The 24,145-nt window shown below is 68.3% G+C and carries 18 protein-coding genes; 6 read left to right on the top strand and 12 right to left on the bottom strand.

Going from position 1 to position 24,145, the window contains the following annotated elements; genetic code table 11:
• Positions 1–166: 166 nt before the first annotated feature.
• The 4 genes from QOL82_RS12360 to QOL82_RS12375 all read left to right on the top strand — a co-directional run bounded on the left by QOL82_RS12360 (position 167) and on the right by QOL82_RS12375 (position 7,990).
• Positions 167–4,141 (top strand): YDG domain-containing protein, encoded by a 3,975-nt coding sequence (locus QOL82_RS12360; RefSeq protein WP_283442577.1) that lies wholly within the window; start codon positions 167–169, stop codon positions 4,139–4,141.
• 328 nt (positions 4,142–4,469) lie between these two features.
• Positions 4,470–6,170, top strand: coding sequence for a ShlB/FhaC/HecB family hemolysin secretion/activation protein (locus QOL82_RS12365; RefSeq protein WP_283442578.1), 1,701 nt, complete (start codon positions 4,470–4,472; stop codon positions 6,168–6,170).
• Positions 6,171–6,723: 553 nt separating this feature from the next.
• Positions 6,724–7,092: a nuclear transport factor 2 family protein gene (locus QOL82_RS12370; RefSeq protein ID WP_283442579.1), complete on the top strand. Its 369-nt coding sequence runs from the start codon at positions 6,724–6,726 to the stop codon at positions 7,090–7,092.
• A gap of 40 nt (positions 7,093–7,132) precedes the next feature.
• The gene (locus QOL82_RS12375) at positions 7,133–7,990 is read left to right on the top strand and encodes a helix-turn-helix domain-containing protein (RefSeq protein WP_283442580.1); all 858 of its coding nucleotides are present in this window, start codon (positions 7,133–7,135) and stop codon (positions 7,988–7,990) included.
• Positions 7,991–8,065: 75 nt separating this feature from the next.
• Here the strand turns inward: QOL82_RS12375 and QOL82_RS12380 are convergent, their stop codons facing one another.
• From QOL82_RS12380 to QOL82_RS12410, 7 genes are all read right to left on the bottom strand, one after another.
• Positions 8,066–8,896: a phytanoyl-CoA dioxygenase family protein gene (locus tag QOL82_RS12380; RefSeq protein ID WP_283442581.1), complete on the bottom strand. Its 831-nt coding sequence runs from the start codon at positions 8,894–8,896 to the stop codon at positions 8,066–8,068.
• 124 nt (positions 8,897–9,020) lie between these two features.
• The gene (locus tag QOL82_RS12385; RefSeq protein WP_283442582.1) at positions 9,021–10,394 is read right to left on the bottom strand and encodes a beta-barrel domain-containing protein; all 1,374 of its coding nucleotides are present in this window, start codon (positions 10,392–10,394) and stop codon (positions 9,021–9,023) included.
• Entirely contained in the window at positions 10,360–12,999 is a 2,640-nt protein-coding gene (locus QOL82_RS12390) for an FHA domain-containing protein (RefSeq protein ID WP_283442583.1), read from the bottom strand. Before QOL82_RS12390 ends, QOL82_RS12385 begins: the two co-directional genes overlap by 35 nt.
• A gap of 12 nt (positions 13,000–13,011) precedes the next feature.
• On the bottom strand, positions 13,012–14,445 hold the full coding sequence (locus QOL82_RS12395; RefSeq protein WP_283442584.1) for an efflux transporter outer membrane subunit: 1,434 nt from the start codon (positions 14,443–14,445) through the stop codon (positions 13,012–13,014).
• Positions 14,442–16,385: an HD domain-containing phosphohydrolase gene (locus QOL82_RS12400; RefSeq protein WP_283442585.1), complete on the bottom strand. Its 1,944-nt coding sequence runs from the start codon at positions 16,383–16,385 to the stop codon at positions 14,442–14,444. The genes QOL82_RS12395 and QOL82_RS12400 overlap by 4 nt, the downstream gene beginning before the upstream one ends.
• 18 nt (positions 16,386–16,403) lie before the next feature.
• Positions 16,404–16,829, bottom strand: coding sequence for a DUF4399 domain-containing protein (locus QOL82_RS12405; protein WP_283442586.1), 426 nt, complete (start codon positions 16,827–16,829; stop codon positions 16,404–16,406).
• 56 nt (positions 16,830–16,885) lie between these two features.
• Positions 16,886–17,317, bottom strand: a complete 432-nt coding sequence (locus QOL82_RS12410; RefSeq protein ID WP_283442587.1) for a DUF4399 domain-containing protein — start codon at positions 17,315–17,317, stop codon at positions 16,886–16,888.
• A 160-nt stretch (positions 17,318–17,477) separates the two neighbouring features.
• Here QOL82_RS12410 and QOL82_RS12415 point away from each other — a divergent pair, with 160 nt between their 5' ends.
• A complete protein-coding gene (locus tag QOL82_RS12415) occupies positions 17,478–19,307 on the top strand; it encodes an SUMF1/EgtB/PvdO family nonheme iron enzyme (RefSeq protein ID WP_283442588.1) in 1,830 nt (609 codons plus the stop codon).
• Between the two features lie 94 nt (positions 19,308–19,401).
• Here QOL82_RS12415 and QOL82_RS12420 read toward each other — a convergent pair whose 3' ends face one another.
• On the bottom strand, positions 19,402–21,441 hold the full coding sequence (locus QOL82_RS12420) for a serine/threonine-protein kinase (RefSeq protein ID WP_283442589.1): 2,040 nt from the start codon (positions 21,439–21,441) through the stop codon (positions 19,402–19,404).
• A gap of 449 nt (positions 21,442–21,890) precedes the next feature.
• On the opposite strand from QOL82_RS12420, the gene QOL82_RS12425 reads away from it, so the two are divergent.
• Positions 21,891–22,127 (top strand): hypothetical protein, encoded by a 237-nt coding sequence (locus tag QOL82_RS12425; RefSeq protein ID WP_283442590.1) that lies wholly within the window; start codon positions 21,891–21,893, stop codon positions 22,125–22,127.
• 84 nt (positions 22,128–22,211) lie between these two features.
• On the opposite strand, the gene QOL82_RS12430 is transcribed toward QOL82_RS12425, so the two are convergent.
• From QOL82_RS12430 to QOL82_RS12445, 4 genes are all read right to left on the bottom strand, one after another.
• Entirely contained in the window at positions 22,212–22,847 is a 636-nt protein-coding gene (locus QOL82_RS12430; RefSeq protein WP_283442591.1) for an FMN-binding negative transcriptional regulator, read from the bottom strand.
• Positions 22,798–23,166: a hypothetical protein gene (locus tag QOL82_RS12435; protein WP_283442592.1), complete on the bottom strand. Its 369-nt coding sequence runs from the start codon at positions 23,164–23,166 to the stop codon at positions 22,798–22,800. The genes QOL82_RS12430 and QOL82_RS12435 overlap by 50 nt, the downstream gene beginning before the upstream one ends.
• A gap of 181 nt (positions 23,167–23,347) precedes the next feature.
• On the bottom strand, positions 23,348–23,665 hold the full coding sequence (locus QOL82_RS12440; protein ID WP_283442593.1) for a non-heme iron oxygenase ferredoxin subunit: 318 nt from the start codon (positions 23,663–23,665) through the stop codon (positions 23,348–23,350).
• Positions 23,666–23,672: 7 nt separating this feature from the next.
• A complete protein-coding gene (locus tag QOL82_RS12445; protein WP_283442594.1) occupies positions 23,673–24,143 on the bottom strand; it encodes an aromatic-ring-hydroxylating dioxygenase subunit beta in 471 nt (156 codons plus the stop codon).
• Positions 24,144–24,145 lie beyond the last annotated feature (2 nt).

Consider the following 24,145-nt stretch of genomic DNA (forward strand, 5'->3'; position numbering starts at 1 on the left):
AAAGGACTGCGGGGCCAAGTATTTTGGTCGGCCTGGAACCATTATTAGGTTTCATTTACTTAGTTAGCCCATTCGACTTGCAGGTTTTGTCATGCCGTAACTGGCGGGTTGGCAGCAGCCACAGATACCGCCGATTTCCATTTTTTCCAGGAAAGGCCATCAACGCATGAACCGGATCCACCGCCACGGAGGCCGAATCGCCAGCGGTCGCAGCAGCCGCAGCCGCCACGCCGCATATGCGCTGATATTCCTGACCATTGCCGCCGGATCACTGCTTTCGCCGCTGCCGGCGCGCGCCGCGCCGGATGGCGGCGTCATCAAGGCTGGCACAGGCAGCATCGCCCAGCAGGGCAACACCACCATCATCACCCAGACCACCGCCCAGCAGCCCGCCCGCATGATCATCGACTGGAACGGCTTTTCTTCGACGGCTGGCGAATCCATCGTATTCCAGCAGCCCAACGCGGCGGCGATTGCGCTGAACCGCATCACCGGCGCCAGCCCCAGCCAGTTGCTGGGCAGCCTCACCGCCAATGGCCAGGTATTCATCCTCAACCCGAACGGCATCTTTTTCGGTGCCGGCGCGCAGGTCAATGTGCGCGGCCTGCTCGCCTCGACGCTCGACATCGACAACACCGCTTTCCTGGGCGGCATAAACATGCTGCAGCCACCAAGCTCCGGCAAGATCGTCAACCAGGGCATGCTCAAGGCCAGCGACGGCGGCTACGTGGCCCTTGTTGCCGAGAGAGTGACGAACGACGCTTTCATCTCGGCCCGCAAGGGCGATGTGCTGCTCGCGTCCGGCAACAAGGTCACGCTGCGTATCGATGGCGGCAGCCTGCTTGGCTACAGCGTGGACGTCGGCACCGCGGCGGCGCTGATCGAGAACACGCCGCGGGGCTTCATCAGCGCCAGCGGCGGACGGGTGGTGCTGGAAAGCAGGGCGGAAGACGCCCTCAGCAAGGCCGCCGTCAACCAGCTCGGCGTAATCGAGGCGCAGACGCTCGAAGGCAGCGCGGGCAGCATCAGGCTGGTCGGCGACCGGATCGTGGGCGACGTGCTGTTGACCGGAACGCTCGACGCCTCCGCCCCGGGCGGCGGAGATGGCGGAGCCATCTCGATCAGCGGGGCTCGGGTCAACATCGCCGACAGCGCGCGTATCAGCATGGCTGCAGGCGGCCAGCCCGGCGCGCTGGCGATTGACGCGAACGACGTCGACATCATCGCGCCTCAAGCGGCGCTCCCGGAGGGAACCGGCTCGTCGATCTCCGCCCCGGCACTGGCCGCAGCGCTGGGCACCGGCAACGTGTCTGTCATTTCGACAGCCGACACCGCCCGCGCCAGCCCGGGTGACCTCAATGTGAATGGCGAAGTCGCCTGGTTTGGCAACCGCCTGGTCTTGCAGGCGGACCAGAACATCAACCTGAACGCGTCGATGAAAGGAAATAAGCTAATTCTCAATTATGGCCAGGCCAGCGCCGAAGGCGGCGGCGCGGACTATAACCTGAACAATGGCGCCAAGGTCGACCTGTATCCCTCCATCGATGACGCCAACGGCTTCTTCATGACGCAGAAAGGCAGCAATCGCGCCAACCTCCGGCACTACGACATCATCTCCAGCCTGGGCCCGGATGCCAGCAGCCCGTCTCCCGGCAACCTGCAGGGCGCACTTCCCACGACCGCCACGGGCTATTACGTGCTTGGCACGGATATCGATGCCAGCGCGACGAAAGGCTGGGACGGAAACGCCGGTTTCAGGCCGCTCGGACAGTTGAATGGCGTATTCGACGGATTGGGACACAAGATCACCGACCTCACGATCAACCGGCCGTCGAATTCAACGCAGGGGCTGTTCACCAGCCTTGGCGCGGGCGCGGCGGTCCGCAACCTGGGCATGACAAACGTATCGATTAGCGGCGGCGACGCTGTCGGCGCCGTGGCCGGGAACAGCGCGGGGACGATCCGCAACGTCTATGTGACAGGAAAAATCAGCGGGCGGCGCCAGGCCGGTGGACTTGTCGGCATCAACGCAGGCAGCCTGGCCAACGTGTATTCACGTGCGGCCGTGGCCGGCACCGAAATCATCGGTGGACTGGTCGGAGCAAACACCGGCGGCATCCGCGACAGTTATGCGCAGGGGAGCGTAAACGGGCAGTCATCGGTCGGCGGCCTGGTCGGCGCGTCGGCATCCGGTTCGACCCTGCAAAATTCCTATGCTACCGGCGCGGTCACAGGCGCGGACGCCGCCACGACCCATGGCCTGGTCGGGACCGCCACTGCCGGCACGGTATCCGACAGTTATTGGAATAGCGACAGCATTGCCGACGGCGGCACCGACCAGAAGGCGCCGGGCGTCGGCGAAGGCAGGACCGGCGCGCAGATGCGCCAGGCCGCGACATTCAGCAACTGGAACCTCGCCGCCACGGGTGGCGCAGGCAAGGTCTGGCGCATCTACGAAGGCGACGGCATGCCGCTGCTGCGCAGCTTCCTTGCGCCGCTCGCGCTGGCCCCGGCAAGCACCGTCGAATATTCGGGGAAGGTCCAGAAGAACCCCGACGTCCCCACCGAAGCCGGCCGCAGCGGCACGGCTGCCTCCGGGCGCGATGCCGGCACCTACCGGCCCGTATCCGACCAGCAGGGATACGACATCAGCAACGGCGAACTGGTCATCACGCCGAAGCCGCTCGACATCGGCGCGTCGATCGGGACGAAGGTCTATGACGGCACGACGACCGCGACAGCCACTTTTACGGACAACCGGGTAGCCGATGACAATTTCACCATCGACCACACCTCGGCCGACTTCGACAACAAGAATGTCGGGAATGGAAAGAACGTGTCTGTCGGCGGCATCAGGCTCGCCGGCAAAGATGCCGCTAATTACCGCTACCGGTCGGCGGTGGACGCAAAGGGCAACATCACGCCGCGCGGACTGGCATTGACGTTCAGCGCGGCGGACAAGGACTACGACGGCACGACGACCGCGGCCGCGTCGGTTTCGGGCAACCAGATCCGCACGGACGACCTGTCCATCAAGGCGACCGCGCGCTTCGACGACAGGAATGCCGGCGTCGGGAAAACGGTCAGGGTGACGGGCCTGCAGCTCGGCGGCGCGGATGCCGGCAATTACACGTATATCCAGCCCGGCACGACGACGGCCGGCATCAGGCCGCGCCTGCTCGAGCTGAGCGCAACAGCCGCCGACAAGGTCTACGACGGCACTGCTTCCGCAGTCGCGGTTGTGAAGGACAACCGCATCGCCGGCGATGCGCTGGTCATCGATCAGGTGGCGCGCTTCAGCGACAAGAATGCCGGTGAAGGGAAAAAGGTAACCGTGTCCGGCATCGCGGTGACTGGCGCCGATGCGGCCAACTATCGCTACGCGGCGCAGACCTTGCAGGCCACGGCCGGCATCGCGCGCCGAGCGCTTGCCATCACGGCGACGGCCGCCGACAAGGCCTACGACGGCACGACCCGGGCGTCCGCCGCGCTTGCGGACAACCGGCTGGCCGGCGATGCGGTCAACCCCACCTTCGCGAGCGCGGGCTTCGTCGACAAGAATGCCGGTCGCCTGAAGACCGTCACTGTCTCGGGCATCGCCCTCGACGGCGCCGACGCCGGGAATTACCAGGCGAACGCAAGCGCAACGGCCAGCGCGAGCATATCGCCGCTCGGGCTCGTGATCAGCGCGAACCCGGACGTCCGGAATGCCGGCGGCCCGCCCTACCAGGGCGGCAACGGCGTCAGCTACGCCGGCTTCCTGCCCGGCGAAACCGCCGCAGTGCTGGGCGGGCGATTGCAGTACGGCGGAACTGCCCAGGGCGCGGTCCGGCAAGGCAGCTACCGCATCACCCCGGGCGGGCTGAGCAGCGTTAACTATGCGCTGACATTTGTGGACGGCATGCTGACCCTGCAGCCTGCGCCGCCGGTACCCGTGACACCCCCGGCGCCTTCAGCGCCGTCGCTGCCCACTGCACTGTCGAACGCCAGCCTCGCCGCCGCCGAAATACATCGGACGATGCCGCTGCCCGCGGTGCATGCCGGCCGCGCCGACCCGTTGCGCGTTACCGACTGCGGCCTCCGGATGCCGGAAAACATGCTGACTGGCGGCTGCCAGTCCGATGAGCAGCCATCCGAATAAAGTCGGCGGCGAGCCTGGCCCGGTCCGCGGACGGGGTCGGATCCGCAGCAGGGTGTGAATCGGAAGCGAACACTTGTCTAACTGGAACTTGCTCGATGCTTTTTCTACTTAACACTTCGTTCCATTCAAAGCGGCTCAGCGCCATCCCCCACGATGCAATTCCCAGTCCGCGAACCCGCCTCACCCCTCTTCCATGCCCGGCCCTCCTCCGCGGGTTCCACGCTTTCGCTGCCGCCCGATCTGCCCCATCCGCTTTATTCGCCCCATTCGCCCCCATTGCGCCGGAACCCCAGTCGCTGTCCCTGCTGTTCCACCCTGCCCAGACACCATGATAAAAAACTCGTCTTCCCGCCGGATGCGCGGCGCTCGTCCCCGCCTGGTTGCCGCCCTTGCCTTGCTCATCGGCCATTCGCTGGCAGTCCACGCGCAAGTCATTCCGAACGCCGGCCAGATACTGCGTGAACTCCAGCAGCCGGCCGCGCCCGGCATGCTGCCGCAGCCAGCCGCCACGCCGCCGGACAGCGCGGTGGAAGTGCCGGTGAACGAGATAAAGATCGTCATCACGGAATTCGTCATCAGTGGCAACACCGTGATTTCCAGCGACGAATTGCAGGAACGGCTGACCGACCAGCTGGGCCAGCGGCTCGGCCTGAGCGACCTGAAGAACGCCGCGGCGCGCCTTACCGCGCTGTACCGGGAACGCGGCTACCCGGTGGCGCGGGCGTATCTGCCGGCGCAGGACATCAAGGGCGGCAAGGTGTCGATCAGCATCCTGGAGGGCAATATCGGCAAGGTCGAGCTGCGCAATGCATCGAGCCTGTCCGACGATCGGGCAATTGCCTTTTTCAAGGAAGCCGCCGCGGGTGCGGTGATACGTTCCGACCAGGTCGACCGCGGCCTGCTGCTGCTCAACGACGTGCCGGGCGTCGGCGCGGTGCGGGCGACGCTGCAGCCCGGCGCGGCGGTCGGCGCGTCCGACCTGCTGCTGGAAATCGACCCGGGGCCGCGCTATGCCGGCTACGTGGCGCTCGACAACCACGGGAACCGCTACACCGGCGCCGCCAGGATGTCCGGGTCGGTCGCGCTGAACAACCTGAGCGGCATCGGCGACCAGCTGACCGCGTCCGGGCTGCTAAGCAATCACAAGCTGGGATATGGCCGCGTGGCCTATTCGCTGCCGGTGGGCAGCGACGGCATGCGCGCGGCGGTGGCCGTTTCGTCGACCACCTACCAGCTAGCCCGCGAATTCGCCGCGCTGGACGCGCATGGCCGGGCCAACAGCTTCGGCCTGACGCTGGCCTATCCGTTCATCCGCCGCCAGCGCGCATTGCTCAGCGGCTCGCTGGGCCTGGAGAGCAAGCGCCTGACCGACCGCATCGGCGCGACCGAGACCATCAACGAGAAACGGGTGCGCGTGCTCAACCTCGGCCTCGCCGGCAATTTCCAGGATGCGCTCGGCGGCGGCGCGGCCAGCAGCGCCGAGCTTTCGGCCAGCTTCGGCCGGCTGGAGATCGAGTCGCCGTCCGCGCTGGCGTTCGACGACGCGACGGTGCGCACCAGCGGTTCCTATCGCAAGATCTACTTCGCGGGCAACCGGCTGCAGCGGCTGACCGAACAGGACCAGTTGTGGCTCGCCGTTTCGGCCCAGTGGGCGCAGAAGAACCTGGATTCGTCGGAAAAATTCCTGCTTGGCGGCGCCAGCGGGGTCCGTGCCTATCCGCAGGGCGAGGGCATCGGCGACGACGGCTACCTGGCCACCGTCGAACTGCGGCACAACTTCACCGACGCGCTGCAGGGCACGGTGTTCTACGACGCCGGCTCGGTCAAGCTCAACCACACCGCTTACGACCTCAGCGCGCCTAACCGTCGGACGCTGGCCGGCGCGGGCCTGGGCTTCAACGCGGTCATCGCCGGGACCGACCTGCGCGCCTCGCTTGCATGGCGCACCGTCGGTGGCGAACCGCTTTCGGTGCCGCCCGGCGCAAGCAAGGCGCCCACGTTATGGATGCGCGCCAGCCGGCCGTTCTGACGGGCGGCAAGCGGTTCCGGCGGTTCCGGCGGATGCGGCGGTTCCGGCGGATGCGGCGGTTCCGGCGGATGCGGCGGATGCGGCGGATGCGGCGGTTCCGGTGGATGCGACGGATGCAGGCAGCTTCGCCTGCTGCCGGCTTGCATGCGCATGGCAGCGTCAAGTGCTGACATGCCGATTGCTGCACGCGCCGCCATCTCCTGTCATCCTTCCTCCCCTTTTCTCTTTCTATTTTATTTCCCTTCCTGCTCGCCCCCAGCTTGCCCCGCCCTACCCCAGGCGTCTTTGAACTGCTTCCCGCCTATTTCGCGGCTGCGTCCTGACATCTCTCGTTGTTTCCCCCTGCGTTCCTTCCCTCGTTTCCAATTATTCGGCGTAAATTCCCTCCCCCGACTAGCCGTCCCGATTAGCCGTCCCGACTATCCGCCTCGACCATCCGCCTCGACCATCCGTCCCGACTATCCATCCGGATTACCCGCCAGGTAATCGCCACGCGTCCGCACCATCGCCAGAATGGTTCCGTCAATCCGACGTCAACCAGATGGAGAACATGATGAAATCCGCTGCAGAATTCGCAAATCAATACCTGGCCGCGTGGAACGAGACCGACGACGCGCGGCGCCGGCAACTGGTCGAGCAAACCTTTTCGCCGGCGGCCAGCTACCAGGACCCGCTGATGGAGGGCCACGGCCATGACGGCATCGCCGCGATGATCGCCGCGGCGCAGTCGCACTTTCCGGGACACCGCTTCACGCTGCGCGGCACGCCGGACGGGTACAAGCAGGTCGTCCGGTTCTCGTGGGCGCTGGGCATTCCCGGGCAGGAGCCGGTGGCATATGGCACCGACGTGGCGACGACGTCCGATGGGCGTTTTGACAACGTTGCCGGTTTCCTCGACACTGCGCAGGCGCAGCCGGCCTGAGTGCCGAGCCACGCGACCAGCCTGGGGAAGGGAACATTGCATGCAAGTGGCCAGCAGCGCGGCGAGCCTGTCGCGGGAGCAGTATTTCAGTGATTTTTCCGCTGCGCTGCGCTACTGGCGGCGCAAGCGCGGCTACAGCCAGCTGGAGCTGTCCAGCCTGGGCGTGGTCTCGCAGCGGCATATCAGCTTCCTCGAAAGCGGGCGTTCCCGGCCCAGCCGCGAACTCATCCTCAGGCTCGGCGTGCTGCTGGAGATTCCCTTGCGCCAACGTAACGTCATGCTGCTGGCAGCCGGCTTCGCCCCTGCCTACCAGGAGCGCCGGCTGTCGGACCCGGAACTCGACACGGTGCGCCAGGCGCTGGAACTGATGCTGGCGCAGCAAGCGCCCTACCCGGCGCTGGTGGTCGACCGGCTCTGGAACCTGCACATGAGCAACGGCCCGGCCGCGTCGCTGATCGGCTGGCTGCTGGACCTGCCGGCCGGGCATTCGCTGCCCGGCGACGGCGCGGTCAATGTGATCCGCCTGATGCTCGAGCCGTCCGGCCTGCGCCCGCATCTGGTCAACTGGCGCGAGGTCGGCGCCGACATGCTGCACTGGATACAGCGCGAAGCCATGAGCGACGGGCCGGCCAGCCCGGCGACCAGGCTGCTGGCCGAACTGCTGCCATTGACGCGGGACGACACCCGCGACGAGCAGGCGGCCGTGGAGCGCCACGTGCTGCCCTTCCTGCCGGTCACATTGCGCAAGGATGGCGTCGAATTGAGACTGTTCACGACTATCGCCACGCTGGGAACGCCGCGCGACGTGACCGTGCACGAGCTGCGTGTCGAGTCTTTCTTTCCGGCGGACGAGGCGACTGCGCAGTGGTTCCGGGAACGCGCGGCGACCACAGGGTAACTTCGGCTCCCCGGCCACCAAGCGCTCGGCCAGCCGGACGATGCAAGCCGGCGCAATCCACCCGCGCCGCGCCGCTCAAACCCCCATCTTCAATCCTTCTATCGTATGCAGCTGGACGATAGGCTCCAGCGCATCGACCACGCGGCAGGTCATGTGCTCGCGGGCCTGGGGCGGCAGGGTTTCCCAGTAGGCGCGGGTCACCTGCAGGTCATGGCGGGCAGCATTGCCGGCGTCGGGCGCGTCGACGCCGAGCACGAATACCGGCCGCGACAGGGTCGAACGGTTGGCCGTGCCGCGATGGATGGTCAGCGCCGACCGGGCCGAGATATCGCCCATGACAGGCAGCTTGCGCTGCGCCAGCGCCTCGTAGCGCGGGTACAGGGACTTGTCGGGAAACATGCCGCTAGGGTCGCAGCGGCCGCTGAGGTCGTCCCACTGGGTGCCCGGCGCGATTTCCAGCGGACCCATGTCCTCGGTCACGTCGACGGTGGTCATGTTGAAGGCCAGCGAGTTGAGCCGGCGGCCGATCGACGTCGCTTCCGGCGTCGCGAAGTCGCGGTGCCAGGGCTGGTTGGCCGCGCCGGGGCCGGGAACGTCGAAGCCGGCCTCGACGATGCGATAGTCCGGCCCCAGCACCGCGCTGCAGACCGCGACCACCCACGGATGCGTGGCCAGGTCGGCGAAGCCGCGGATGCGCTCCGGGTGGACTTCCACGTAGAACCGGTTCGGGCCGCGGTTCAGCGCGCCGCCGGGGCGCTGCCAGGCTTCATCGAACAGGGTGTCGATGTCCTCCCGCATGCGCTGGACCCAGTCGCGGTCGAATGCGCCCTTGAGCCCGATGATGCCGTCGCCGTACAGCCCGCCGAGTATCTGCGCGGGCTCGAATTGCTGCGCCGATTTGTCCATGCTGCCTCCGTCTGTTTTTGTCCCCTTGCGTCGGGGCTTGCCTGCCGTGAAGCCTAGAGACCCAGGAGGCGCAGAAAAGTGCTGCAAATCAGCAAAAATACTTCCGCAGGCCAAGACGGCGCGGTCATCCGCCCACCTGCCGGAACGGGTCGATCGCCAGGTCGATCAGCCGGCGCTCCCGCACGACGATCTCGGCGGTCGCCATCATCCCGTAGTGCAGCGGATACCTGCGGCCGGCCACCTCGTAATAATCGCGGTCGAGCCGGATCCGCCCCTCGTAGATCAGCTGCTTGGTCTGGGCAGACGGCCGCGCCGCCGGCGAGATGAACTCCAGCGTGCCGTCGATCAGCCCGTAGCGCTGGTACGGAAAGGCGTTGAACTTCAGCTTCACCGCCAGCCCCTCGCGCAGGAAGCCGCGGTCGCTCTCGGCGATCTCGGCCTTCAGCACCGGCCGCGCGCCTTTGGGCGCAATGCCGCCCAGAGGCGTGTTGGCCTGCAGCTTGTCGCCGGGCTGGGTCGAGGTGACGTCGGTGATGACGCCGTCCACCGGCGCGACGATCAGCAGGAAATTGTCCTTGTCGATGTTCTCGAACTTGATGCGGGCCGCCGCCTCGGCCACCAGCCGCGCGGTCTGCACCTGCAGCCTCAGCTTGTCCTCGGTGTTGGCGACCTCGCGCGCGGCGGCTTCGTACTGGATGCGCAGCTTGCCCAGTTCCTGGCCGCTGGTCTCCAGCTGCGTGCGCGCCTGGTTCAGCTCGATGCCCTGGCGCGCGGTCAGTTCGTTCAGCCTCGACTGCGCGACCCGCAGCGCATTCTCGGCGGCCTGCAGCGCATTCCTCTTCGACTCGACCTGCAGCTGCGACACGCCGCCGCCGCCCGGCATCGCCAGCAGCCGGCCGAACTTCTCGGCTTCGTCGCGGGCGGCGTCGCGGGCGCGGCGGGCGTCCTCGATATTCGTCCGGGCTTCCTGCAGCTGCGCCCGCTGGCTTTCGCCCAGCCTGCCGGTGCCTTCCGCGACCCGCTGCTCATGCTGGTGCTCCTCCAGCTCCATCTGCTGCTTCAGCGTCGCCGCGCGCCGCTCCAGCAGCGCCTTGCGTTCGGGGAATTCGCGCCATTCGCGCTCGGCCGCTTCCAGCTTCAGCTGCGCGTCCAGCGCGCTGGTGGCCGCCTCGATCGCGCCGCGCGCATTGATGCGCGCCACCACGTCGCCGTTCGACACCGGCTGCCCCTCGGCGATATAGAGATTGGCCAGCTCGCCATCGACCGGCGTGTACATGCGGCGCACCTCGGACTCCGGCACCAGCGCGCCCTGCGTGCTGACGATCACGTCGGCATGCCCGAAGAAGGACCACAGCAGGCCCGAAAGCACCAGCGCCAGGATGGTGTAGAGCGTCAGGCGCGTGAAGCGCCACGGCTCGGCGGTCAGCACCGCGATGCCCTCCGCGCTATGGTCTTCCAGCGCTTCAGCGAGCCGTTTCTGTCCTTGCTGCGTTGCCATCGTCGGTTCCTCCCAGCAGTGCCTGCTTGGTCCTGGCCAGCGCCGGGTCGATCGCGCCGCGCGACTCCTGCAGCAGGCGGCGCTGCAGGCCGGCCTCCGCCTGGATTTCCTGCTGCAGCGCGGCCCACTTCGGCGGCACGTCGGTGCGCAGCTGCGCCGCCATCTTCATGCCCTGGCGCACCGCCTGCTGCGCGCCGGCCAGCAGCCGCGCCTGGCCGCGAAAACGTTCCGACACCACGGTCTCGAGCCGCTGCCGGCTTTCGATGCCGCCGCCGTCGCGGTACTGCCGCCAGAGGCTTTCCGCGCGGTCGATCTGTTCGCGCGCCTCCTTCTGCGCGGCGGCGCGGTCCAGCTTCAGGTCGCCCTCGGCGGCGCGGATGAACCAGGCGTCGTCGAGCGGGTCGAGCGTGCCGTAGAACGCCAGCAGCCGCTCGTTCTGACCGGGCGCGGCGCGCGACTTCTGCAGCGACGCGAACGTGTCCGCCACCGCCTTCTTGCGCGCTAGCTCCGCCGCCGCTTCCGCCGACCACGGGCCGGAGGCCGCCAGCGGCTGCAGCCGCGCCAGCGCCTGCGGCGCCTGGCCGGCCTGCCAGGCGGCGGCCACCGGCGCATATTTCTCCAGCAGCGCGGGAGGCGGCAGCGCGCCGCTGCCGGCGAGCGCGGTGTAGGCGGCCTGGAACGGCGGCGTCGCGAAGCGCGCTTGCGCAAGCAGCGCGGCCAGCGGCCCCAGCTGCCGCCTGCGCGCCGCGCCGTCGATCTCGCGGTACAGCGCAAGGTCGCGCCGCAGCGGCTCCAGCCCGGCCAGCCGCGGATACTTTTCCACGTTCTCCGCCAGCAGCGGCTCGATGGCGTCGAGCCGGCCGGCTTTCAGTTCGGCGGCAATGGCTGCCTTCAGGCGTTCGATGGCGGCCAGGTAGACGGCATCGTCGCCCTGCAGCCGCCGCAGGTGGCTCAGCGTGCCGGCATAGGTATCGCGGAAGTCGGGAACCAGGGAGGCGATGCGCGCGAGCATGCGCTGGTGCGCGCTGGTGTCGGTGTTCCACCAGTTCAGCAGCGCATGCATCTCGTCCTCGTCGGCATACAGCTTGATCGGCGTATCGGCGGCGGCCCGCGGCGCCATGAACTTTTCGACCCGGCCGACCCAGCCGAGCTCGCCCGCCAGCGCGGCAAGGTCGGCATTGGCGGGCGCGGCGGGCAACGCGGCCAGCGTCGCCTCCGCGCCGGCGAAGTCCCGCGCCTTCAGCTGCGCCAGCCAGCCCGGCAGGCGGGCCTTCAGCGCGGCCTCGGTCTGCAGGGTGCGGACCGGCTCGCTCTCGGGATGCGCCTCCAGGTACTGGGCCGCCATCGACGCCGCCTGCGCCGGTTTGCCGTCCGCCAGCAGCGCGCGTATCTCCGTCTCGCCGCCGCCGCGCGACAGCATCAGCGCGAACGCAGCCACCGCCAGCGCCACGGCCAGCGCGCCGGCGGCCAGCAGGCGGCCGGGCTTTTTCGGCTGGTCGTCGCGCAGCGCGCCGGCCATGCCCGACAGGAACAGCGCCGCGCGGCTGCGGCTGCGGCGGGCGTCGCCCGACTTCGCGGCGGCCGCCGGCCCCGGCGCGGCGGCGTCGGCGCCGCTGTCGTCGGCCACGGCCGCGGCGGGCGGCGCGCAGAAGATGTTGAGGAAGGATTCGGCGGCGGCGACGAAGGTGGTGCGGTCCGCATCGACTGCTGGCGGCGGCGCGGCAGTGGCCGAAGGCGAAGCGGCCGAACTAGGCGAAGCAGCCGAAGCAGGCAAAGCAGCCGCATCGGCCGGCGCGCGCGCCAGCACGGTCAGGGTCGGGTCGGCCGGCGGCGCCGGAGCGGGCGCCGGCGCGGCGGCCCGCTGCAGGCTGGCGACATAGACGAAGTACAGCCCGCCGAATGCCACCGTGTCGCCGTCTTCCAGCCGGCGCGCCTGCTCGTCGAGCCGCTTGCCGTTGACCAGCGTGCCGTTGGTGCTGCCCAGGTCCTCGACATAGGGCGCATCGCCCTTGAGGAAGATATGCGCATGCCGCCGCGACAGGTAGTCGACCTGGCGCGGATGCAGCTCGCGGTATTGCGCGAACGCGCTCTCCGCCTTGCCGACCAGGAAGGGAAACGCGGTGATGACGATGGGCCGCAGCCCGCCCTCGCTGCTTTCCGGCGTCAGCGTCAGGCTGGCCAGCGACGCGCCCTGCGCCGCCTGCGCGCTGCGGCGCAGCCGCACCCGGTAGCTCAGCGCGGGCCCCAGCGCGACGATGTCGCCTTCCTTCAGTTCGCAGGTCTTCTGGCGGATGTCGACGCCGTTGACGGACGTGCCGTTCTTGCTGCCCAGGTCGGCGATATAGGCGCCGCCGCCTTCGAGGAAGAGCCGGGCATGCCGCCGCGACAGCTCGCCCGACAGCGCCGGTGGATATTCGGCGAACGGCGCCTCGTTGCGCCCCACCGCGAACAGCGCATCGACGATGACGATCTCGCCCAGCTCGGGATGCGCGATCGGCTCTAGGACGATGGACAGCCCGCGCGCCTGCGCCGCCGGTGCCGCTGGTGCCGCCGGGGCCGCCGGTGCGTTGCCTGCATGCTGTGCGGCGGTGGAAGCGTCGGCCATGCAGTCACCCGCTCAGCGCTCGGCGCCGACGATGACGGACGGCCAGCCGCCGCCCATCGCCTTGTACAGCGTGACCGTGTCCGACAGCAGCTGCTGGTGGTTCGCCAGCAATGCCAGCTGCGCCGACAGCAGCGAGCGCTCGGACTCGAACACGTCGAGCTGCGACACCACGCCTTCGCGCAGCTGGCCGGCAAACTGCTGCGCCACCGTCTCCAGCTGCGCGACCTGCTGCTCCAGCTCGACCCGCTGCTTGCGGTGCGCGTCGAGGTTGACCAGCGCGTTCTCCACTTCCTCGAAGGCGCCGATCACCGTGCGCCGGTACTGCTGCTCCGCCACTTCGGTCTGCGCCTGGCTGGTCTTGATGCGGGCCTTGACGCTGGGGTCGAACATGGGCAGGTTGATGCTGGGCAGCAGGCCCACGGTGAAGCTCTTGAGCAGGTCGGTCAGCGCGAAGCTGGCGCTGCCGCCGCGGCCGGTGAGGCTGATCGACGGCAGCTGCGCCAGCTTGGCCTGGCCCACCAGGTCGTAGGCTTCGAGCACGCGGAATTCGGCCGCGACGATGTCGGGCCGGCGCTCAAGCAGCTGCGCCGGCAGCCCGGCCGGCACCGGCGGCAGCTGCACGGTCTGCTGCAGCCGGCCGGGCGGCACGGTGAATTCGCCGGCCGGCACGCCGAGCAGCGTGGCCAGCGCATTGCCGGCAAGGTCGCGCGCGCGGCGCAGTTCCAGCAGGTCGCTGGAAAGCCGGTTGACTTCGGCGCGCTGCTGCAGCACACGGGTGTTGGGCAGCAGCCCGTTCGCATGCATCGCCTCGTAGGTCGACAGGATCTGGCGGCCGCGCGCCAGCGCCTGCTGCTGGCGCAGCGACTGTTCGTCGAGCTGCAGGATCTGGAAATACGCGCTCGACACGTCCGCCACCATGCTCAGGTAGCCGGCCCGCCAGTCGGCTTCCGACGCCCGGAACTCAGCCTTCTGCGCCTCGACGCCCTTTTCCACCTTGCCCCAGATGTCGATGTCCCAGTTGACCTGGGTGCCGACATTGAACTGCTTGCTGAATTTCTGCCCGGTCACCTTCTCGAAGGTCGCGCCCGCGCCGGCGTCCAGCGTGGGCAGCGCGCCGGCGCGGGCCTCGCCGATCTGCGCGTCGGCCACGCGTATGCGGGCGGCCAGGATGCGGATGTCGATATTGCCCTGGATGGCCCGCGCCACCAGGCCGTCGAGATACGGGTCGCGGAAGCCCTTCCACCAGTCGGGCGCGATGGTTTCCGAGGCTGACACCGGCGCCGCCTCCTTCTGCGAGAACGCCGCCTTCTGCGGCGCGTCGGGCCGGCGGTAGGCCGGCATGCTGACATCGGCGCAGCCGCACAGCAGCGCCGCCGCCAGGGCCAGCGGGACAGCGGCGCCCGGACGATTCAAACCATGCAACCCATTCCTTGTCAGCGGCTTCATAACGGCTCCCACGCGCGGGATTGGACGAACACGTCGAACAGCTGCCCGTCGAGGTGGCCGGCGCGGCATTCCATCGCGATCAGGTCGAGCGCCCGGTCCGGCGGCATCGCCTTCTTGTACGGCCGGTCGCCGGCGGTCAGCGCGTCGTAGATGTCGCAGATGGTGAGGATGCGGGTCTGCGGGCTGATCTGCGGCGCGCGCAGGCCCATCGGGTAGCCGGAGCCATCCAGCTTCTCGTGATGGCCATGCGCGATCGACGGCACCCCGGCCAGGTCCCGCGTCCACGGGATCAGGATCAGGAAGGAATACGAGTCGGCCACGTGCGCCTCGATCTGCCGCCGTTCGTCCGGCGTAAGGCAGCCGCGCATCACGCCCAGCGCCGCATGCTCGTCCTCGGTCAGCAGCTTCAGCGGCGGGCCGTCCGGCTGCGGGCAGCACCATGCCATCGCGTCGCCGAGTTCGGGCGCGACCTCGCTCTTGCTGATCGCCGGCTCGTTGGCGCTGCGTATGGTCGCGAGGAAGCGGTCGAGCCGGTCGAACTCCAGACGCAGCGCCTGCCCGATGTCGCGCTGGCGCTGGCGGAAGTCGTCGGGCGGCAGCCCGTGCGCCGCATGCTGCTCGACCAGGCCGCGCCAGGCTTCCCGCTCCAGGCAGGCGCGCACGTGCAGGAAGCGCTGCTCAACCGCGTGCATCTCGGCGCGGTGCAGCTTCTTTTCCTTGCGCAGCACGTGTTCCCGCACGCCAACCTTGCCGAAGTCGTGCAGCAGCGCCGCATAGCGGATCTCCCGCATCTGCTCGCGCGAGAAGCGGCGTTCCGGCGGCAGGGCGCCGCTGCGGCCCACCGCCTCGGCCAGCCGCTCCGCATAGCCGGCGACCCGGAATGAATGGCCGGCGGTGACCGGGTCGCGTTCCTCGATGGCCTGCACCGAGGCCCGCACGAAACCGTCGAGCAGGCCTTCGATGTCGGAGTAGAGCTGGAAGTTTTTCAGCGCGACCGCGGCCTCGGCGCAGACGCCGGTCAGCATCTCCAGGTCCTGCTCGCGGAAGGCATACGGGTCGGACGAGGTGTCGACCTGTATCAGCCCCAGGCATTCGCCTTCCAGCAGCAGCGGCACGCACATCACGCTGCGGATCGCCTGCGAGACGATGGATTCCTGCGCGCCGAAATGGCGGTCGGACAGCGTGTCGACCGACAGCACCGAGTGCTTCCTGCCGACCACTTCGGCGAGGATGGTGCGCGACATCACGACCTTCGCCGGGTCGAGCACGGTGCCGTCGCGCCAGCGCGCCCCGACCGGCACCGGCGCCTCGCCTTCCTTCTTCTGCAGCAGGATGAACGCCCGTTCCGCCAGCGGGAACAGCTGGAAGATGAAGTTCATGATCTTTTCGGTCAGCGTCGCGCGGTCCGTCACCGCGCCCAGCGCAATGCCGACCTGCGCCATCGCCCGCAGCTTCAGCACCGTGCGCGCCATGTCGACGCCGGCGTCGTCGCCGGGCGGCGCAAACCGCGTCAGGTCGGCGGCCGCGACCGAGCGGGTGATGATGGTCGGCGTGCTGGCCGCCGCCGGCGTCACCAGCGAATGGAACACCAGCGGGATCGCGGCGATCGACAGCTCGTCGCCGTCGCGCAGCGGATGCCAGACGCCCGGCTCCAGCCGCACGCCGAGCACGAAGGTGCCGTTGAACGAATGCAGGTCCTCGACGAAGTAGCCGTCGCCGCGGCGCCGGATGCGCGCATGGCGCCGGCTCACCGTGTGGTTGGGAATGCGGATGAAGCGGTCCAGCGCCAGCGAGTCCTGCGGGCCGCGCCCGATCACGGCCTCGTCGAGCAGCGGGAACACCTGGGCCTTCTCGTCGCCGGCGCCCGCCAGTTCCAGATAGGCGCTGACGCCAGCCGGCGCGGACTGGGCCGGCGTCTGCGCGGTGTAGCCATGCGCCATCGTCCCGTCCTCCCGGCGCTACTTCGCCGTCACCGTGATCATCTTCGAATGCACCGGCGGCTTGTGCGGCACATGCCGGTCGTCGCCCATCAGCAGCTGCAGCGTGTGCCGCCCGGGCGGCAGCTCGATCATGGTCTCGGTCTCGCCGGCGCCGAAGTGCAGGTGGTTGCGGTCGCTCGGGATCTCCTGGTCCTCCGGCGGCAGCGGCGCGTCGATCAGCAGGTGATGGTGCCCGGTGTTCGGGTACTTCACGCCCTTGGGCGCGACGCCCATGTTGCGCAGGCCGAACCAGACCCGGAACGGCTTGTTGGCGGTGACCACCGCGCCGTCCTGCGGATAGCCGATATAGAGCCAGGTGCCGGGCGCCGACGGCGTCTCGCCTGCGCCGGCGCGGGCGGCGGCCAGCAACGATGCGGCCGCCACAAGGAACGAACGTCTTTGCATAGGGTGCTCCTCCAGGGTGCGCCTCGTTTCCCGGCCGCCAGCCGCCGACAGCCGCGTCAGCGCACGGTGACCGTGATCTTGCTCGAATACACAGGCGGCTGGTGCGGGATGTGGTTGTCGTCGCCCAGCAGCAGCTGCAGCGTGTGCTTGCCCGGCGGCAGCTCCAGCCTGGCCTCGGTTTCCCCGGCGCCGAAGTGCACGTGATTGCGGTCGTTCGGGATCTGCTGGTCCATTTCCGGCAGATCGGTGTCGATCAGCACATGATGATGGCCGACGTTGGCCATCTTCACGCCCTTGGGCGCCACGCCCATGTTGCGCAGGCCCATGCGCAGCCAGAAGCGTCCGCCGTTGATCACCGCGCCGTCCGGCGGCCAGACGATGTACACCACGGCATTCTCGGGAGCAGGCGTGCGCTGGGCTTCCGCCTGCCCAGACAGTGAAAGCGTCAGGGCCAGGGCCAGCGAAGCAAGCAGCAGTGGGTAGCGCATGTTGATCCTCCTCCGCGCTCGCCGTCAGCGACGGGAACTGCATTCCAAGGTACTCGCCGATACGCTGCATAACCTGAGATAAAGCAAAGTCTGCGCGATAAACGCTGGACACGCGGCCCGCGCTGGGCCAAGGTCGTTAAGGGAATGGCAAGGAGGGCCTGTGTGGCGACGACTTCTGATTCTGATTGCGGGCGCGTGCTGCGCGCTCTGCATGCCGGCCTATGCGGACCGGCCGCAGGCGCAGCCGGCGGCGCTGGTGGTAGGCAATGCCGGCTACCCCGGCCAGCCGCTGGCCTCGGCCGCCAATGACGCCCGCGCCATGGCCGACGCGCTCGGCCGGCGCGGCTACCGCGTCATGCTCCATGAAAACCTGACCCGCGACGGCATGCTGCAGGCGCTGCAGTCGTGGCGCGCCCGGATGCGTCCGGGCGGCGGCAATGTGTTCTATTTCGCCGGCCATGGACTGCAGGCCGGCGACAGCGCGCGGCTGCTCGGCGTCGACGCGAGCCTGTCCCGGCCGGCGACACTGATGACCCGCGCGGTCGACGTGAAACAGCTGCTGGCGATGGCAGGCTCGACTACGGATGGCGCGCCCAACCTGGTGCTGCTCGACGCCTGCCGCGACAATCCGTTCGGCGCAGCGACGGCCGACCTGCCATCGGCCGCGGGCGTGCTGCTCGTCCAGGCGACCGGCGCGGGCGGCGTCGCCTTCGACCGCGCGGGCCACGGCGCATGGACCGGCGCGCTGCTCCAGGCAATGGCCGACCGCGACACCGGGCTGGCCACGGCCCTTGCCGATCCCGCCGTCCGCGCAGCGCATGGCCGCAACCGGCATTGGCAGGCGCGGCATGAGGGACAGGAGCGGCAGGACAGCGGCCCGGCTGCGGCGGATCCAGTCCAGGCAATGACGGCCGCGGCAGGCATCGAGCACCCGCGCGGCGTGCTGCCCAAGGACAGCGCCGAGCAGGTCGAGCTGACCTTCTGGGACTCGGTCAAGGACAGCAGCCACGCCGGCGACTACGAAGCCTACCTGCAGGCCTATCCGCATGGCCGCTTCGCCGCGCTGGCGCGCGCCCGCATCGAGCGGCTGAAGGCGTCGACGCCCAAGGCCGAGACGCCGAAAGCGGCGCCGGCCCCGGCGCCCGCTCCCGAGAAACCCCGCGCGCCGGCAGCCAGGCGGCCGGCGGACGCGCCGCCCGTGGCGACGCCGGCAGCGCCCGCAGCGCCGGCCGAAGCGCCGCGCACCGCCAGCGCGCCTTCGCAGATGCAGAAGGCCGGCTCCGACATACGCGACTGCCCGGCCTGCCCGGTGCTCGCCGTGATCGCCCCGGGCGCGTTCACCATGGGCAGCAACACCAGCGACCCCAGCGAGAAGCCGCCGCACCGGGTGACGGTCGATGCGCCATTCGCCATCGGCCGCACCGAGGTCACGGTCGAGCAATGGAATGCCTGCGTCGACGCCGGCGCCTGCCCGAAGGTCACCGACGCGCCGCGCGCGCCCAACACGCCGGCGCGGGACATCAGCTGGGACGACGCCCAGCTGTACGTCAAGTGGCTGACCAAGGTCAGCGGCAAGCCATACCGGCTGCCGACCGAGGCCGAATGGGAATTCGCGGCCCGCGGCGGCACGTCGAGCCGCTACTGGTGGGGCGACGACATGCGCCGCGGCAGCGCCAACTGCAAGGACTGCGGCGAGCCGTGGCAGGCCGACGGCCCCGCGCCGGTCGCCTCCTTCGCCGCCAATGCCTATGGCCTGCACGACATGAGCGGCAGCGTCTGGGAATGGGTCGAGGACTGCTGGCATTCGTCGTACAAGAACGCGCCGGCCGACGCCCGCGCATGGAGCGAGCAGTTCTGCCGCGTCCATGTGATCCGCGGCGGCTCCTGGCGCGACGGCGCCAGCTACATGCCGGCCACCACCCGCTTCAAGTACGACGCCAGCGTCAGGCATTCGCAGAACGGCTTCCGGGTCGCGCGGGACATGAAGTAAGGCGGCGAACGCATCGGCCTGCGGCAGCGGGCCATGCTTCCCGACACCAGCCTCTCGCGTCATGCTCTTTGGCCAGCGCAGTGCGGCGCAAGGCTCAGCGCGCCCTGGTCGTCACCTGCAGCAGGTCCACCGCGATCTTTTCCCGGCCATGCTTCGCGGCCAGCTGCGACAGCCGCTGCTCCATCGCCTTCAGGTAGGCGGTTTTCGGCTCGGTCTCCTGCCGCGCCGCATCGAACAATGGCGCAGGCGTCACCACCAGTGCGATCATCTCGGTGCCGAAGGGCCGGGCGATGATCCAGTTGCCCAGGCCGCCGATGGTCGCCGAATAGTTTGCCGGCGCCTGGTTGGCGCGCGCGCGCGGGCCGGGCACCATGTGCAGCACGCTGCCGTCGAGCACGAAATAGTCGAGCGTGACGAATGCATCGAACGGCGGCGTGGTGATGTTCACCACCAGCGGCTCGCCCTCCACCAGCTGCGCATTGGCCGCTTTCGCGCTGAGGGTCGCGGGCCGGCCGGCCTTGCGGCTGGCGAGCCAGTACGGCCCCAGCACATTGAGCAGGCCGCACTTGTCCTCGGCCACCGCCTCGGTCTGCAGCTCCAGGTTCTTCAGGCCCGGCACCGCGGCAAGCTTTTCTCGCAGGCGGGCCGGGCCGATGCTGTCGGCCAGGTAGCCCTGCAGGCCCAATGCGTCGCCGCGCACCGTGGGGACCAGCGCCGTGCAGGGCAGCCCGGCCAGCGCCGACTCCACGGCGGACAGCGTGAGGACAGGCGCGGGCGGCGGCGCAGGCACGGCGGGCGCGGGGGTGACGGCCGGCGCAGGCTCGGACGCCGCCTGCTCGCCGCTGCCGCGCGGCCCGTTGCGGAATTCGAGGTAATAGCCCGCCCCGGCAACCACGAGCAGCAATGCCGCCATCCCGCCGGCGGCCAGCAGCATCGTTTCCCGCATCGGCCTTTCGCCGCGCAGCCCCTGCATGAAGGCGTCGATGCTGGGCGTGCGGGCGGCCCGGTCGAAGGACAGCGCCGCTTTCAGCGCGCGCCACTGCCGGTAGCCCAGCTGGCGCGGGCGCTCCAGCTTCATGCCCGCCGCGCGCGCTTCCGCGCCCGACAGCCGGTTGAACGGATGCCGGCCCGTCAGCATTTCCCAGGTGATGCAGGCCAGCCCGTAGATGTCGTCGCGCGGGTCCGGCTCCCGGTGCTCGACCATCTCGGGGCTGGCGTAGGCCGGCGTCAGCCCGCCCAGGCTGCCGGGGTCGAACACCGTGGCCTCGACATCGTCTTCCGGCTTGTGGAAGGCGCGGGCGATGCCGAAGTCGATGACCTTGACCTCGCCCCGGTCGGTCAGGAAGATGTTGCCGGGCTTCAGGTCGCAGTGGACGAATCCCTGCTGGTGCGCATAGCCGAGCGCGCGGCTGATGCCGCCGACGATGCGCAGCACGTCCGCATACGGCATGCCGTTGAATCCGGGCGCGCGCAGTATCTGGCTCAGCGGCCGCCCGACCAGGTATTCCATCGTCAGGTAGACGACCGAGCCGTCTCGGTCGAAGTCATAGACCGTCACGATGTTCGGGTGCGCCAGCGCCTGCGCTTTCTTGGCCTCGCGCTGCAGCGTGATCAGCGACTTCGGGTGCCCGCGGAACTGGACATTGAGCACCTTGATCGCGATATACGGCTTGCGGTCGGAGGCTTCGAGCTTGCGCAGGTCGAGCGCCCGGTACACCGTTCCCATGCCGCCGAAGCCGATGCATTCCTCCAGCACGAAGCGGCCGTTGAGCGTGTCGCCGACCGCCTTCATCCGGTCCGGGTCGTCATCCTGGATCGGACCGCGCGTGCCGGACGCGGCGCGCGGCGGCGGGACCGCCGACGTGGTCCGCAGGCGGGTCTCGGCATTGTCGCCATTGCCCGCGTTCTCCGCCTCCGGCGGCGGTTCCGGCGGCGGATGCTCGACCCGCCGCTGCAGCTCGGCATAGACGTCCGGCGGCAGCAGCCCGCGCGTGTCCTCCTCGCCCAGCAGCTCCTTGAGCCGCTGCCAGTTGCCGCGTTCGCTGGCTAGCGCGCGGTCGACCTGCGCAAGGAACTCATTGCGCGACAGGTCGCCCTTCTGGAATGTCTGTATCGCGTGCGCAAGACTGGCCATAGTGTCTTTTTCTGGCGATGCGTCGTCGGGTCGCGTCGATGGATCTAATTTGCACGGATTGCCCGGGATTGCCTTGATCTATTCGGCTTTGAATGGCGATGGACGGGGCCGTGCGGCATTTCTCCCGCCACTGCATGGGCGATGCCAGCGCGTTCCGTGATGCTGCAATACAGCTGCTGAAACGCCGCCCAGGGCCGCGGTTGCGAGCGCGTTGCCCCGGCGCGATGCCGGCAGCAGACAGTTGGCAGGATTGTGTCCGATCGCATCCAACACGCCGCCCGCCGCAAGCTTGCCGGCCTGCTATCGAAACCATGGAAATGTTATCCGTCCGGCAGCGTTTCGGCCGGTTTTCAGCTGATTCGCGGGCTGGCACGGTTGATGCGATATGTGCTGCGAGCCCAACGAAAGCTCGCCAACCAACCCAAACCACTTCACTTAGGAGAACTACCATGAAAGCACTGATGATCAAGGACCTCGCCGTCACCAAGCAACTCGGCGCAGCAGAAATGTCGGCCGTTCGCGGCGGCAGCAACTACAACGTCGGCAACGTCAACTATGCGAAGAGCGGCGGCTTCGCCAGCCCGTCGGCCGTGATCGCGCCTGTCACGCAAGTGGACGTCACCTCGCACACGACCAACCAGCTGCTCCAGAACTTCGGCGGCGAACAGTTTGCCGGACTGCGGTAAGCACGCGGCGACTGCCGGAGACCGCGACGCGGTTTCCGGCGCATGGCTGTCGCCACTCCGTTGAGTGCGCCGGCGGCGAACGCATTAATCCGACTTCCCCGCATGCCTTAACATCGCTTCGCCCAACGCGGTATCGCCCTGCGCCACCAGCGCTTCGCCCGCGCCGACGATATCGGCCACATCCCGGTTCTGGCTGAGCTTCGCCTTGCCGACCAGCCGCGTGATCCCGATTTCCAGCCCGACGATCGCCTTCAGTTTCGCATCGATAAATTCCCTGGGGCTGTCCGCCATTTTCCATGGCTCGGGCTGCGTGGCTTCATGGGTGCGCGTCAGCCGCCCGACGACGCCACGCACGAACCGTTCATCGTCCCGGATCGCGATGCGACCGTGCGCATGTGCCACCATGTAATTCCAGGTCGGCACCTGCATGTGATCCACATGCTTGCTCGGATACCAGTTCGGCGAGACATACGCATCGGCCGCCCGGAAGACCACCATCACCTCGTCGCCGTCCGCGACATCCTGCCACACCGGGTTGGCGCGCGCGACATGGGCGCGCAGCATGCCCAACTCTCCCTCCGCCGCATGCAGTTCGAACGGGATATGGTTGGCGTCCAGCCCGCCCGCGCCATGCGTGACCAGCAGGCCGAACGGATGCTGGCGGATGAGCTCATGCAGCACCTCGGTGCTGGTCACGTCGAAATGGGCGGGCACATACATAAAGGTCATTCCTCTGTTCAGGCGATAACGAACCGGCGCGGTTTTTAGGATTTCCGGTGTCGGCCCCAATTCTTGCATACGCCGCTTCCGGTGAAGCAGGCTTCAGCGCGTTTTTTAAGCTGCTGCCGAGATTCGGTAGACGTTCGAATAAAGGATTTCGCGATTCCATCTGGGGATAATTCAAACAAGCCGCCAGAGACCAGTCGTTTCTCGAATTGATGTTTCGCCCAAAGAAAGCGCGCCGCTGGGTGAAACGATTGAAGAAAGCAGGAATATCGCCATACGCCGCGAAAGACATACTGATGGCGATGGCGATCACGGCGGCAGGAATCTTTCCCCGTGCACGGTTGAAAAGGACATCAACGTCGCATTCGCTCCCAATGCCGAGCCGGCCTGACTGCCTTCGAATCGATTTATTCGCCTGCGGACAGGCGTGACCGCGCCGGCCCCGGCGCGAAGCGCCAAGGCCAGCTGCGGTCTGTCGTTATGGTGTCAGCGGATCAGTCGAGCGCGAGGAAGACCCGTCCGCCTTCTATCCTGATCGGGTAGCTCCGGATCGCTTCCGTCACCGGCGCGCACAGCGGCGCCCCGGTACGGATGTCGAACCTGCCCTGGTGCAGCGGGCATTCGATCTCATGCCCTTCCAGGAAGCCTTCGCACAGCCTGGCGTGGCCATGGGTGCAGATGTTGTCGGTGGCGTAGAACTCGCCGCCGGCGTTGTAGAGCGCGATGTCGCGGCCGCCGACGACGATGCCGATCACGTCGTCTTCCGGCACCTCGTCCACGGCGCTTGCGTCTGTCCATTGCTGCTTGTCCATGGCGGCCTCAGATCGGGTAGATGATGGAGTTGGGGATCATTTCGCTGTCGTAGATGACCTGACGCGAGCTGAACTTCAGTCCCTCGGGCGTGCGCACCACGACATCGATATAGCGACCGACGTTGAATACCGAGGACAGCTCGGAGAGCTTGGTGCGGAACACCGCGTAGTTCGCCTCGCATTCGAAGCGCTCGCCCTCGGCCTTGCGCACCACCGGCGCGCCGACGACATGCCGCTGGTAATACGGGTCGTGGAACAGCGTCTCGCGGATGCCGTAGACACGGTCCTTCAGCATGCCCTTGCTCTCGAAGGACAGGGTCGCCAGCGGGAAACCGCGGTCGTAGTTTTCCCGCGGCTGCAGCCGGTAGCTGCATTCCTCGGTGAAGAACTCCGGCCACAGTTCCCACTGCCCGGAACTGACGGCGCTCGCATAGTCGGCGTAGAGCTGCGTGAGCTCGAAATAGTCCTGGAAATCCATGA

It is taken from the genome of Noviherbaspirillum suwonense (genome assembly GCF_900182955.1).
GTDB lineage: Bacteria > Pseudomonadota > Gammaproteobacteria > Burkholderiales > Burkholderiaceae_D > Noviherbaspirillum_A > Noviherbaspirillum_A suwonense.